Raw genomic sequence first — 12,092 nt, 5'->3', positions numbered from 1 at the left:
GGCTACCTGTGGCATCGCAAGGCTACGGCGAAGAGGAACTACTGACGAATCGTGCTTCGGTGCTCGTGAGCGGCGGGACGGAGGATGAGCGGCGGACGTGGGCCTCGGTGGCGGCGCGAAGCTTCCTCCACGAGGGCGCGCTGATGGAAGTGCGCCAGAACGAGCAGCTCGTCGAGGCGCTCAAGAAGACGCGCGGCGTGGTGTTCATCCCCGACGTGGCCCGGCTGAACTTTATCACCCAGGGGCTGCTCGTGCGCTGCCTCCAGACGCAGGAGGAGCGGCCCAAGTTCATCGTGGGTCTGTCCGGCGGCGTGGAGCCGGCGCGCGGCAAGGGGACCCTGCGCGAGGATCTCCTCTACCGGCTGCACCGCGCCCACGTGGACCTGTCCGCCGACGGCATGCGCGAGCGCATGGTCCAGCGCCGCGCCCAGCTCGCCGCGGATGACCTGGCCCGCAGGGCCGAGGCCGAGCGGCTCGCCGCCGAGAAGGCCGCCCAGATGAAGGCCTCGGGGGTGTCCGTCAAGAACGCGCGCATGCACAGCCGCGCGGTGTCCCGCTCCGCCTCCCCCAAGGTCACCCGGACCTAGTCGCTCACCCGAGCCCCTCGCGCCGCGGGGGGGCTCCCCACGTCAGTGGTCGTGGGTGTGCTTCTGGCCCCGCTTGGCCTTGAAGCCTCCCGTCGGGGCCGTGGCCCGCTTGGGCGCCGTGGCCGTCGTCGTCGTCTTGCGGCCCTGCGTCCTCGACTTGCCCGTCTCGGGGCTCGCCTCGACCGTCACCTCGAGCGGGTGACGCGCCGGCCGCGCCTGCTTGATGCGCTGCTCCACCGCTCGCGCCTCATCCATGATGAGCTCCGCGGTGGCCCGCGCCTGCGCGCGCAGCTCCGGGTCGGACTCGTCCGAGCCCTCGTCGCTCTTGTCCGCGTCCGAGGCGCGCTGGACGGAGCCCTGCTCCTCGTCCTGCTCCTCGTATTGGGCCAGCTTCTCCTGGAGTTGCTCGATGGCCCTCGTCGCCACGGCGGCGCCCTCGGCGAGGTAGTGGACGCCCTGGACGCCCGCCTTCACCGCCACGTGCCGCAGCTTGCCCACCAGCTCATCCTTGTAGTTCAACATGTGCGTCCCCCTTTGGATTGGCTGCCCGGCCAAGCTATGCACGGAGCCCGGGATTGGAAGCACTGCGTCACCTACATGACGCCCGCCCGCCCGGTGCGGCCAGCCGGGAGTTTTCCAGGACGCTGTCTACTCGACGCCGCGCACCAGGCGCTCGGCGTCGCGGGTGATGCGCTCCACCGTGTCGTCGTCCTCGCTGTCGTAGTAGCCGCGGATCTCCCCCGTGGCGTCCACCAGCACGAAGTGCGAGCCGTGGAAGATGCCGGGGATGTCGTTCTCGTCGTCGCTGTTGCGGCCCATGGCGATCTTGAAGCCGCCGACGACGGTCTCCTGCAGCCGCGTGTAGTCCCCGGTGAGGAAGCTCCAGCGCGAGGGGTCCGCGCCGTAGCGGGCGGCGTAGTCGGTGAGGCGCTCGGGGGTGTCGTACTTGGGATCCACCGAGAAGGACACGAGCGCGAGCTTCGGGCCGAAGTCCGCCGTGCGCTTCTGCACCCGCGCCATCTTCCCGGTGAAGACGGGGCAGATGGTGGGGCAGCGGGTGAAGATGAAGTTGGCCACGAAGGGCCGGCCGAGCAGCTCGGCGCGGCCGAAGGGCTGGCCGTCCTGTCGCGTGAAGGTGAAGTCCGGCAGCGTGCCCAGGCGCTGCAGGGGCTGGGCGCGCGGCCACACGAACGCCACGCCCAGCAGCAGCAGACACAGGGCGCCCGTGGCCAGGGGCAGCCAGGGCCGGCGGGTCGGCGCGGTGGGGACGGAGGGCTCGGGAGCGCTGGCGGTGGACGGAGACGGAGGGGACATGGACATGGGGGGCGGCTCCGACTGCTAACGGATGCCTTCCCGGGGCACAAGGCCTCGTCCGGGAAGGCCGCTTCCCCGCCCCCCGGACAACTTCAAGTGGACGAGGTGTTTTCTACTCCCACCTCGGAGCGGCCTGCGCTCAACACTCGGCGGGCCGGGCCGGGGCACGTGCCCCCGCGCTCTGCTAACGAGGGACACCCATCGAGGAACGCCCGTCATGCCCATCCACGAGCCGTCCAGAATGGCCCTCGGCGGCCTCGCGCGCCCCGTCCCCGACGAGCGAGTGGTGCTGCTCGAGGGTGTCACCGATGGCATCCTCGTGGTGGACGGGCAGTGGCGGCTGTCGTGGTGCAACGCCGTGCTCGAGCGGCTCCTGGGGCGCTCGCGCGAGGCGCTGCTGGGGCGGGTGCTGTGGGAGGGGCTCGCGGAGCTGGCCGACAGCGGCTTCGCCCCGGCGTGGCGCCGCGCCATGGCCACGCGCGCGCCGGTGATGCTCGAGGACTTCCTCGCCCCGGCGGGGATGTGGCTGGAGTCGCGGGCGCTGCCCTCGGGTGACGGGCTGGCCCTCTTCCTGCGGGACGTGACGGAGCGGCGCCTGGTGGAGGACGAGCGGGTGCGGCTGCTCGCCGCGGAGAGCGAGGCGCGCCTGACCATCGAGGGCGAGCGCGCCCGCTTCCAGGACATGTTGATGCTGGGCCCCACCGCGGTGTGCCTCACCCGGGGCCCCGAGCACCGCTTCATCTTCTCCAACCTCCTGCACCGCCGCCTCCATGGCAACCGCGAGCTGGTGGGACTGCCGGTGCGCGAGGCCCTGCCGGAGCTGATGGGCCAGGGCCTGCTCGAGGTGATGGACCGGGTGTACGTGTCGGGCAGCACCTACGTGGGGCGCGCCCGGCCGCTCAAGCTCACGCGCGAGCCGGGCCAGCCCCCCGAGGAGCTGTTCTTCGACATCGCCTGCCACCCCCAGCGCGACGCCGCGGAGCGGGTGGAGGGCCTGGCCATCTTCGCCTATGACGTGACGGACCTGGTGCGCTCGCGCCGCACCGCCGAGGCCCTGGCGCGCGACCTGGGGCACAGCGAGGAGCGCTTCCGCTCGCTCGTGACGGCCACCATGGACATCACCTGGGTGACGCCGCCCTCGGGCGAGTTCGTGGAGGACCAGCCGGACTGGCGCGCCTTCACGGGCCAGACGCGCGAGGCGCTGCTGGGCTGGGGCTGGCTGGACGCGGTGCACCCGGAGGATCGCGAGGCCACCGCGCGCCTGTGGAACCAGTGCCTCTCGGCGAGCACGCCCTTCCAGTACGAGTACCGGCTGCGGCGCCAGGACGGGGCGTACCGCGACATGCTGGTGCGCGCGGTGCCGGTGCGCGAGCCGGATGGCACGGTGCGCGAGTGGGTGGGGTCGCACCGGGACGTGACGCGCCAGCGCCAGGGCGAGGCCGCGCTGGAGCGCCTGCTCGCGCGCGAGCAGCACCACGCCGCGCAGCTCCAGGGCCTGGCCAGCGCCGCGCTCGTCATCAGCGAGGCGGACTCCATCGGCCACATGCTCAAGGCCATCACCGGCCAGGCGCGCGAGGTGATTGGCGCGCACCAGGCCCTCACCAGCCTCGTCTTGGAGGGAGAGTGGGCGCGCGCGAGCACCGCCGTGTCGCTGTCGGACCGGTACGCGGCGTGGCGCCAGGAGGAGGCGCGGCTGGATGGCACGGGCATCTACTCGTGGGTGTGCCGGCTGAACCTGCCCATGCGGCTGACGCAGGCGGAGCTGGAGGCCCACCCCGAGTGGCGGGGCTCGGGCCGGCAGACGCACCTGCCGCCCCTGCGCGGCTGGCTGGGCGCTCCGCTGGTGGGGCGGGATGGCAAGAACCTCGGCTTCATCCAGCTGTCCGACCGGTACGAGGGCGACTTCAGCTCCGAGGACGAGGCCATCCTCGTGCAGCTCGCGCGCATGGCGTCGGTGGCCATCGAGAACACGCGGCTGATGGCGGAGACGCAGGCGGCCAACCGCGCCAAGGACGAGTTCCTCGCGGTGATGAGCCACGAGCTGCGCACGCCCCTCACCGCGGTGCTCGGCTGGACGCAGATGCTGCGCGGCCGCCAGGGGGACGCGCGCGCGGTGGACAAGGGGCTCGGCGTCATCGAGCGCAACGCGCGCGCGCTCGCGCAGCTGATTGAAGACGTGCTGGACGTCTCGCGCATCATCACCGGCAAGCTCACCCTGCACAGGAAGGGCGTGGAGTGGGTGGGCGTGGTGCAGGCGGCGGTGGAGGTGGTGCGCTCGCACGCGGAGCAGAAGGGGGTGTCGCTCGCGCTCGAGGTGGACGTGGGCGCCACGGGCGCGGCGCTGCTGGTGGGCGACCCCGGGCGCCTGCAGCAGGTGTGCTGGAACCTGCTGGTGAACGCGGTGAAGTTCACCCCGCCCGGCGGGCACGTGCGCGTGCGGGTGACGCGCGGCGAGCACGAGGTGAGCCTCCAGGTGACGGACACCGGCAAGGGCATCCGCGCGGACTTCCTGCCGCACCTCTTCGAGCGCTTCTGGCAGGCGGACGGCTCGGCCACGCGCGAGCACGGGGGGTTGGGGCTGGGACTGGCCATCGTGCACCACCTGGTGGGGCTGCACGGCGGGAGCGTGAAGGCGGAGAGCCCGGGCGAGGGCCGGGGCTCCACCTTCACGGTGACGTTGCCGGTGCCGGCGGTGCTGCCCGAGGTACGCCCCGAGGCCCTGCCGGGCGTGGAGACGGCGCCGGGGGTGACGCTCGACGGGGTGCACGTGCTGCTGGTGGAGGACGCGCCGGACGCGCGCGAGCTCATCGCGATGATGCTGCGCGAGCGCGGCGCGCGGGTGGACACGGCGTGCATGGCGGCCGAGGCGATGGCGCGCCTGGAGGAGTCGCTGCCGGACGTGTTGGTGTCGGACATCGGCCTGCCGGGCGAGGACGGGCACTCGCTCTTGCGGCGGGTGCGCGCGTGGGCCGAGGAGAGGGACCAGTGGGTGCCGGCCATCGCGCTCACGGCCTACGCGGGCGCCGAGGACGCGCGGCGGGCCTACCGCGCGGGTTTCCAGGTGCACATGGCCAAGCCGCTGGAGCCCGCGGCGCTCATCGAGGCGGTGGCGCGGCTCGCCGGTCGCGACGCCGTGGGCGTCCAGACGGGGTGAGCCCGTCCGCCTCGTCCTCCGGGTCGATGAGGGGGCGAGCAGCCAGCCAGGGCCGCGGCGGCGTCGCGTGCCCACGGGGCTCCCAGGCTCGCGGGATGACTACCCTTCCCACACACGAGCACACCCGTGGTGCGCTGAAGGAGAACGACATGTCCTTGTCCTCGCGTTTGGCTGGAGCGGTGTTGGTGTCGGCGCTCGCCGCCTGTTCGGGAATCCAGACCCGGACGAACTTCGACCCCGGCGCGGTGCAGGCGCTCGAGAGCTACCGCACCTATTCCTGGCTGCCGATGAAGGAGGGCGCGGACACGCGCGTCTACAACTCCATCATCCAGTCCCGGGTCCGGCTGGCGGTGGATCGGGAGCTGGCCGAGCGCGGCTACCGCCTGGTGGATGAGAACCAGAAACCCGACTTCAAGCTGGGCTGGCACGGGGCCATCGACAAGCGGGTGGAGGTGGACGTCATCAACCGGTTCTACGGCTACAAGTGGGATCCCTGGTACGACCCCTTCTTCGGCCCGGTGGCGTATGGCGGCGCGGGAGGGCCCACGGCCTCCGTGCGCGAGTACCGCGAGGGCACGCTCATCCTCGACGTGGTGGACTCGAAGTCCAACAACCTCGTCTGGCGCGGCACGGCCGAGACCACCCTGGCCGACAACATGAGCGCCAAGAAGAGCCAGAAGCTCATCGACCACGCCGTCGAGAAGATCCTCAAGGACTTCCCGCCCGAGAAGTAGCGGGTGGGGGGCGGCTAGACTCCGCGGTCCATGCGGAATCTGGGACGATTCTGGGTCGTGTTGGGGGGCCTGCTCGCCGCGTGCGCGAGTTCAGGCCCTCTCCTGGTCGAGGACTCTTTTCCCGCCGAGGAAGTCTCGTCATGGGAGGAGGGCTGTGCCGACGAGCGCAGCCTCGTGCTGGCGTGCCGTGAAGACGAGGAGGAGACGTGCGGCTTCTTCCGCTGCCGGGACGTGGCGCACCGGGAGGTGCTGCTGGCGTACCGGGGCGGAGGCGGACCCGTGCTCCCGGGTGCTTCACCGGCTCCGCGTCGCTGGTGGGGGCCGACGCACATATGGCCTCGGGATCGCGAGCCCATCTTCACGTTTCGCGTCAACCGGCACTTCGATCGCCAACCGCTGCCGTTCTCCCTCCCGCCGGGCCGTTGGGCCCGCCATCACCTCTTGCCCCAAGCGGAGGAGTTCCGGGAGTGGTTCCACTCTCAGGGGATCCCCGACATCCATCAGTACACCATCCTCATTCCAGAGTCCGTCCACATCCAAATCCACAGCGCGGGGCCTCGGGGTGGTCTGTGGAATCAGGCCTGGAGGGACTTCAAGACGGCTCAGCCCGACGCTTCCTCCGCGGAGATCTACCGCCATGCGGGGGCGCTGCTCTATCGATTCCAATTGACCGGACTCATCGTTCCGTACCACGGAGGACGACCTCCGAGGTGATGTGATGACGAGGTTCTACGAACTGCGTGCACCCAGGGATTCCCAGTACACCGGCGATGTCTCCGCCCGTCATAAGTGGGGGAGCCTGCCTGGGCTGCGCTGTCCTGAATGTGGCGCGACCTGGGCGGGGGGACTGGCGGCGTACCCGAGTGTGGATCTGTCCGCTTGGGACGAACGTGGTTTGTACGCCAGGCCCAGGCCCGAGCCGTTCGACGAGTTCGTTCGGTTGTGTTCGCTGGTTCGGCCCTTCCTGCCCGCCGGTGCGCGGTTGCGTCCAGGAACCCGGTTGGGGCCGCTGGTGGGAACGGCCGAAGGCACCTTTGGCTCCTTCTTCCTCCATTCTCCCGGACTGAACCTGATTCGCCGCGAGGCGCTGGAGCGCCTGCGGGCGGAGGGTGTGCGGGGACTGCGTGGGGTGCGCGCGGAACTGGTGTTCCAGCGGCCGGCGCCACCGGAACTGGTGGAGTTGGAGCTTTTCCCTCGGGGTCGGCTGCATCCCGGGTGCACTCCAGAGCGGCCCCCCGCGTGTCCCAAATGTGGCCGGGATTCCTTTCCCTTCCCGGACGAGCCCGTCCTGGAGGGGAGCTCACTCCCCACCGATGCGGATCTGTTCCTGTTGAGTGATTTCGAGACGATCCGCATCGCCACCGACCGGTTCGTGGACGCGGTGCGTCGCTTGAACCTGGACGACATCCACATCCGCGAGGTCTCCGTGCTGTGAATCCGAGGGCTTGCGCGGCCAGAGGGGGAAAATCCCAGGCTCCAAGCAACTGTTTCTCGGCCGTTGCGAGAATAGGAGAAAGTTTCCCCACCTTTCCCCCTTCTTCCGCACGGAGCCCCCACCATGAGCACCTACTCTGTCCGTAGCGGCGACACCCTCTCGGCCATCGCCCAGCGCTACCACACCACCGTCGGTGCCCTCGCCCAGGCCAATGGCATCAAGAACCCCAACCACATCCTGGCGGGCCAGAAGCTCACGGTCCCCGGTGGAGGGAGCGCTCCCAGCGCCGGCGCCGGCAGCTACACCGTGCGCTCCGGGGACACCCTCAGCGGCATCGCCCAGCGCCACGGCACCACGGTGAGCGCGCTCGCCCAGGCCAACGGCATCAAGAACCCCGACCTCATCCAGGTGGGCCAGAAGCTCTCCATCCCCGGCAAGGGCGGCACGAGCGCCCCCAGCGCTCCCTCCGCGCCGGCCACCGGCAGCTACACCGTGCGCTCCGGGGACACCCTCAGCGGCATCGCCCAGCGCTACGGCACCACGGTGAGCGCGCTCGCCCAGGCCAACGGCATCTCCAACCCCAACCACATCCAGGTGGGCCAGAAGCTGCGCGTGCCCGCGGGTGACCACTACGAGCCCGCCCCCAGCAAGCCCTCCACGGGCGGCGCCGGCCCCGTCACCGGCCCGAGCAACGAGCCCGGCTCGAAGGGCGGCGTGTCGCTCGCGCAGCTGCGCCGCATCATGCCCAACCTGTCCCAGGCCAAGGCCGAGCAGTACCTGCCCCACCTCAACAACGCCATGGCCGAGGCCGGCATCAACACCCCCAAGCGCCAGGCCGCCTTCCTCGCGCAGCTCGCCCACGAGAGCGGTGAGTTCCGCTACATGGAGGAGATCGCCTCGGGCGCCGCCTACGAGGGCCGCCGCGACCTCGGCAACACCCAGCCGGGCGACGGCGTGCGCTTCAAGGGCCGCGGCCCCATCCAGCTCACCGGCCGCAGCAACTACCGCGCCGCCGGTCAGGCGCTCGGCATCGACCTGGAGAACAACCCCAAGCGCGCCGCGGATCCGGACGTGGGCTTCCGCACCGCCGCCTGGTTCTGGAACAGCCGCAACCTCAACCAGTACGCCGACGCGGGCAACTTCCGCGAGGTCACCCGCCGCATCAACGGTGGCTACAACGGCCTGGCCTCCCGCGAGGCCTACTACCAGCGCGCGCTCGGCGTGCTGAGCTGACACCTTCTGCCCCCCTGGACCGACCCTGCTCCGGGAGACAGGGTTGAGCTCCCTTGGACCGCGGCGCCCCTACGGGCCGCGGTCCTTGCTTTTGCGGGCTCCCCCGGCCCCGGGCCCGCTCCGGGACGAGGCGGCCCCCACGCCCGCCGCTCGCGGGGCGGCCGGGCGGCCGGTGCGCCGGGCAGGGCGTGCGCGTCGTGCTCACCGTCGAGGGACAGGACCCTCACCCAGACGGAGCGGGAGACCCCATGACGATGGAACGAGCACGGCGTTTCGCGGATGCGTTGACGCGGTTGGAGGAGACTGGCGAGATGGAGGCGCTGCTGGAGCTCTTCGGCGAGGACGCCCAGGTGAGCAACGTGGCCTCCCAGCGCACCTTCCACGGCAAGGACGGCGCCCAGGACTTCTGGCGCGAGTACAAGGGCCTGCTGCGGCAGGTGAAGTCCACCTTCCGCAACATGATCGAATCCGGGGACCGGGTGGCGCTCGAGTGGGAGTCCAACGGCACCGCGCACAACGGCGCGGTGGTGAACTACGAGGGCGTGTCCATCATCGAGTGGGATGGCGAGCGCATCTCGCGCTTCTACGCGTACTTCGATCCGCGCGTGCTGGGCATGGAGCTGAGCCGGGGCAATGCGCCGCGCTCGGAGGCGCCCGCCACCGCGCCGGCCTAGCCCACTAGCCCATTGCCAGCGCGTCTCCCAGACGCACCAGTCCCCCGAAGTCCTCCAGCTCGCCTCCGGATTCGGGGGCGGCCACCGCCACCGCGCCCGCGGGCAGCTTCTCCGCCAGCCGCTGCAACAGCCCCCGGTGCACCTCGGCCCGGGCCCGCTCCTGCTCGGCCAGACGGATGAGTGCCTCCACGCCGCCGCGCGCGGTGTCGTCCTCCACGTGCCGCAACAGCCCCTCGGGCGGCAGGAGCCCGTCCTCGCGCGCCCAGCTCCGGTTGAGCACGTAGCCCGCGAAGGGCAGCTCCCTCTCGTGCAGCATGTCCCGGAAGAAGGCCGCCTCGTCCAGCGAGGCCTGCTCCGGCGACGTCACCAGCAGGAAGGCCGCGTCCTTCGCCGACAGCCGCTCGCGCAGCCGGTCCGCGCGCAGCCGGATGCCGGCGAACAGCCCGCTGAAGGCCCCCAGGAAGGCGCGCATCTCCTGGGTGAAGCCCTCGCCGAAGATGCTCCCCAGCACGTTGCCCAGCAGCTGCGACGTCTTGCGCCACAGCCTCCCCCCGCGCCCCTTCTCCTCCGGCAGGAAGAGCGACACGATGCGGTCATCCAGGAAGCGCGCCAGCCGCCCCGGGGCCTCCAGGAAGTCCAGCGCGTGGCGGCTCGGGGGCGTGTCGAGCACCACCAGATCGTACTTCCCCTCGTCGAGGAAGTGATCCAACGCCTCGGCCGCGGCGTACTCCTGCATGCCCGCCACCAGGTCCGACAGGAAGCGGTAGAGCCGGTTGTCGAGGATGGTGCGCGCCGCCTCGGGCGTGGGCGACAGCCGGTGCACGAAGCGCTCGAAGACGATGCGCGGATCCAACATCCACACGTCCAGCTGGCCCGTGCCCGGCGTGCCCCCGGCGTACAACCGCTCGGGGGAGATGGTCGTGGGCTCGGCGCCGCCCTCCTTCAGGCCCATGGCCTCGGCGAGCCGCCGCGCCGGGTCGATGGTCAGCACCAGCACCTTGCGGCCCGAGCGCGCCGCCGCCACGCCCAGCGCCGCCGCCGTCGTCGTCTTGCCCACGCCGCCCGCGCCACACAGCACGAGGACGCGCTTGTCACGCAGCAGGGATTGCAGGCTCATGGCTGGGCTCCGGCGCTCTCGCGCGAGACAGGGGATGCAGGGGACGAAGGCGCACGCGCGAGGTGCGCGGCGAGCTGATCCACCAGCGCTCTCTCCGTGGCGGTCAGGTCCGGCAGGGTGAGCAGCTGCGCGGGGAAGTTCGTCTCCAGCCGGTTCTGCGCCGAGCGCGCCCGGTCCAGTCGGCCCAGCGCGCGCTGGCCCCGGTGGGGCCCGTGCGCCTCGAGCAGCCGCTTCACCGCGTCCCGCCCATCCGGCGAGAAGGGATTGTCCGGCATGCGGTTGAGCACCCCCGCGACGAGCGGAATGCCGTGTGTCTTGATGGCCGTGGCCAGCTCCATCGTCTCGCTCACGGGCAGGGGCTCGGGCAGGGTGACGAGCACCGTGCCGGTGAGGGCCGGGTCCCTCAGGAGCGTGAGCCCCTCGCGCACCGAGCGCCCGATGGGGCCGCCGGGCATGACGGACAAGAGCGTGTCGGGCAGCGCCGCGAGCGCGAGCGCGTGGCCGGTGGCCGGCAGGTCCAGGATGCACAGTGGGTGCTGCGCCTGACCCTCCGGCCGCGTGAGCCGGATGAGGTGGAGCATCTGGTAGAGCACGCCCATCTCCCGCAGGGCGGGGGCGGCTTCCAGGAAGCGGCGCAGGGCGCGCATGCGCATGGCCGCGTCCGCCATGACCTTCAAGGGCAGGATGTCCTGGAGGAAGAGGCGCTGGCCCTCGATGGCCGACAGGCGCACGAAGGACAGCCGCTCGGACACGGAGACGACCTGGGCACCGGAGGGGCGCGCGCCCACGAGCTCCGCCAGGTGCGAGGGGCTGTCCGTCTCGGCGCTGCCCAGCTCGACTTCCGCGAGCAGCACCCGCTTGCCGGCGTTCACCGCCGCGCGCGCGAGCGCCGCCGCGACGGTCGTCTTGCCCACGCCGCCCTTGCCCGAGACGAGCAACGCCCGTCGTTCCCACAATGCGTCCACCAAGGCCGTCGCCCCTCTAGGAGATAGCGTGAGGGGTGGGAGTCTGAACGACCCACCCCCCTGGCGACAAGGGCGGCGCGCGAAACCGGTTCCCCGCCGGGCACGGGGGAACGTCGGTTAGTGTACGGCCCAGCGAGCGGCGATCTCCTCGCAGGCATGACGCACGTCGCACAGGCGGCGCGTGCGGGCGCGAGGGGCCGAGTAGGCCCGGCCAGCGAACACGTCCACCACGAGCATCCGCCGGGCGTCCAGCGGTCCGAGCGGCGCGAGGTGCTGCTCGGCGAAGGCGCTCAGCAGCGTGGCGATGTACTGCCCGGAGCGCTCGTCCAGCGGGTGGTGCTTGGAGAAGTAGAGCTTGAGCAGGCCGACCTGGTTGTTCCCGTGCGCGTCCACCGCCTGGAGCACGACCTGGGGCCGCACCTGGATGCTCACGCCCGCCACCTCGAGCGGGGGCGGCGCGTCGCCCACGGTGGTGGCGATGAGGCCGCCGAGCCCCAGGGACGGGTGCATCCGGCGGTAGTGCTCGATGGCCTCGATGCACGACTGGGCGCGGTGCGCGTCGTACTCGGACTCGAAGACGGTGGTGGCGAGCCGGTGCTGGTGGCGGCGCAGGATGGACTCGTCCTGGCCGTGGCAGAGGAAATCGGTGATGGCGTGGGCGGCGTCGGGGTAGCGCAGGTAGCGCGGATCCGGGGGATTCTTCTGGGTGTGGATGAGCTGCTTGCGCAGCGCGGGTGCCGCCGTGAGGTAGCGCCCCAGCTTGCTCTCCGAGACGTGGGGTGACTCCGTGCGTCCGTTCATGATCGGCCTCCCTGATGCGTCGTGCATGAGAGGAAGAATACAGGGGGGGTCTGACAAGGAGCGGACACCCGGAGCGTG

The 12,092-nt window shown here is 71.4% G+C and carries 12 protein-coding genes; 7 read left to right on the top strand and 5 right to left on the bottom strand.

Annotated features, from left to right (window positions below; genetic code table 11):
* The first annotated feature begins 8 nt into the window (after window positions 1-8).
* The gene (locus D187_RS04785) at window positions 9-587 is read left to right on the top strand and encodes a hypothetical protein (protein ID WP_002630639.1); all 579 of its coding nucleotides are present in this window, start codon (window positions 9-11) and stop codon (window positions 585-587) included.
* 42 nt (window positions 588-629) lie between these two features.
* Here D187_RS04785 and D187_RS04780 read toward each other — a convergent pair whose 3' ends face one another.
* Window positions 630-1,109 carry a hypothetical protein gene (locus D187_RS04780; RefSeq protein WP_002630640.1) on the bottom strand — a complete coding sequence of 160 codons (480 nt, stop codon included), beginning with the start codon at window positions 1,107-1,109 and terminating at the stop codon, window positions 630-632.
* Between the two features lie 126 nt (window positions 1,110-1,235).
* Window positions 1,236-1,907, bottom strand: coding sequence for an SCO family protein (locus D187_RS04775; RefSeq protein ID WP_002630641.1), 672 nt, complete (start codon window positions 1,905-1,907; stop codon window positions 1,236-1,238).
* A 211-nt stretch (window positions 1,908-2,118) separates the two neighbouring features.
* Here D187_RS04775 and D187_RS04770 point away from each other — a divergent pair, with 211 nt between their 5' ends.
* The 6 genes from D187_RS04770 (at window position 2,119) to D187_RS04745 (ending at window position 9,131) form a co-directional block, all read left to right on the top strand.
* Window positions 2,119-5,055 (top strand): hybrid sensor histidine kinase/response regulator, encoded by a 2,937-nt coding sequence (locus D187_RS04770; protein WP_245591603.1) that lies wholly within the window; start codon window positions 2,119-2,121, stop codon window positions 5,053-5,055.
* 149 nt (window positions 5,056-5,204) lie between these two features.
* On the top strand, window positions 5,205-5,789 hold the full coding sequence (locus D187_RS04765; RefSeq protein WP_002630643.1) for a DUF4136 domain-containing protein: 585 nt from the start codon (window positions 5,205-5,207) through the stop codon (window positions 5,787-5,789).
* Window positions 5,790-5,819: 30 nt separating this feature from the next.
* Window positions 5,820-6,503 carry a SitA6 family polymorphic toxin lipoprotein gene (gene sitA6 / locus D187_RS04760; RefSeq protein ID WP_043428442.1) on the top strand — a complete coding sequence of 228 codons (684 nt, stop codon included), beginning with the start codon at window positions 5,820-5,822 and terminating at the stop codon, window positions 6,501-6,503.
* Window positions 6,504-6,507: 4 nt separating this feature from the next.
* Window positions 6,508-7,224, top strand: a complete 717-nt coding sequence (gene sitI6 / locus D187_RS04755; RefSeq protein WP_043428657.1) for a SitI6 family double-CXXCG motif immunity protein — start codon at window positions 6,508-6,510, stop codon at window positions 7,222-7,224.
* A gap of 123 nt (window positions 7,225-7,347) precedes the next feature.
* Entirely contained in the window at window positions 7,348-8,457 is a 1,110-nt protein-coding gene (locus D187_RS04750) for a LysM peptidoglycan-binding domain-containing protein (protein WP_002630646.1), read from the top strand.
* Between the two features lie 248 nt (window positions 8,458-8,705).
* On the top strand, window positions 8,706-9,131 hold the full coding sequence (locus D187_RS04745) for a nuclear transport factor 2 family protein (RefSeq protein ID WP_043428440.1): 426 nt from the start codon (window positions 8,706-8,708) through the stop codon (window positions 9,129-9,131).
* A gap of 4 nt (window positions 9,132-9,135) precedes the next feature.
* Here D187_RS04745 and D187_RS04740 read toward each other — a convergent pair whose 3' ends face one another.
* The 3 genes from D187_RS04740 to D187_RS04730 form a co-directional block, all read right to left on the bottom strand.
* A complete protein-coding gene (locus D187_RS04740) occupies window positions 9,136-10,248 on the bottom strand; it encodes an ArsA family ATPase (protein WP_002630648.1) in 1,113 nt (370 codons plus the stop codon).
* Complete coding sequence (locus tag D187_RS04735) at window positions 10,245-11,213, bottom strand: ArsA-related P-loop ATPase (protein WP_245591631.1); 969 nt, start codon at window positions 11,211-11,213, stop codon at window positions 10,245-10,247. Before D187_RS04735 ends, D187_RS04740 begins: the two co-directional genes overlap by 4 nt.
* 117 nt (window positions 11,214-11,330) lie before the next feature.
* Window positions 11,331-12,014: a hypothetical protein gene (locus tag D187_RS04730; RefSeq protein WP_002630652.1), complete on the bottom strand. Its 684-nt coding sequence runs from the start codon at window positions 12,012-12,014 to the stop codon at window positions 11,331-11,333.
* Window positions 12,015-12,092: the final 78 nt, after the last annotated feature.

This window comes from Cystobacter fuscus DSM 2262 (assembly GCF_000335475.2).
Taxonomy (GTDB): domain Bacteria; phylum Myxococcota; class Myxococcia; order Myxococcales; family Myxococcaceae; genus Cystobacter; species Cystobacter fuscus.
This window is presented reverse-complemented; position numbering and strand designations above follow the sequence as displayed.

Excerpts from the sequence above, each read along its gene's own strand:
- D187_RS04765 (WP_002630643.1), top strand. The coding sequence starts at position 5,205 with ATGTCCTTGTCCTCGCGTTTGGCTGGAGCGGTGTTGGTGTCGGCGCTC.
- sitI6 (WP_043428657.1), top strand. The coding sequence starts at position 6,508 with ATGACGAGGTTCTACGAACTGCGTGCACCCAGGGATTCCCAGTACACC.
- D187_RS04745 (WP_043428440.1), top strand. The coding sequence starts at position 8,706 with ATGACGATGGAACGAGCACGGCGTTTCGCGGATGCGTTGACGCGGTTG.
- D187_RS04770 (WP_245591603.1), top strand. The coding sequence starts at position 2,119 with ATGCCCATCCACGAGCCGTCCAGAATGGCCCTCGGCGGCCTCGCGCGC.
- D187_RS04740 (WP_002630648.1), bottom strand. The coding sequence starts at position 10,248 with ATGAGCCTGCAATCCCTGCTGCGTGACAAGCGCGTCCTCGTGCTGTGT.
- D187_RS04750 (WP_002630646.1), top strand. The coding sequence starts at position 7,348 with ATGAGCACCTACTCTGTCCGTAGCGGCGACACCCTCTCGGCCATCGCC.
- D187_RS04780 (WP_002630640.1), bottom strand. The coding sequence starts at position 1,109 with ATGTTGAACTACAAGGATGAGCTGGTGGGCAAGCTGCGGCACGTGGCG.
- sitA6 (WP_043428442.1), top strand. The coding sequence starts at position 5,820 with ATGCGGAATCTGGGACGATTCTGGGTCGTGTTGGGGGGCCTGCTCGCC.
- D187_RS04730 (WP_002630652.1), bottom strand. The coding sequence starts at position 12,014 with ATGAACGGACGCACGGAGTCACCCCACGTCTCGGAGAGCAAGCTGGGG.
- D187_RS04775 (WP_002630641.1), bottom strand. The coding sequence starts at position 1,907 with ATGTCCATGTCCCCTCCGTCTCCGTCCACCGCCAGCGCTCCCGAGCCC.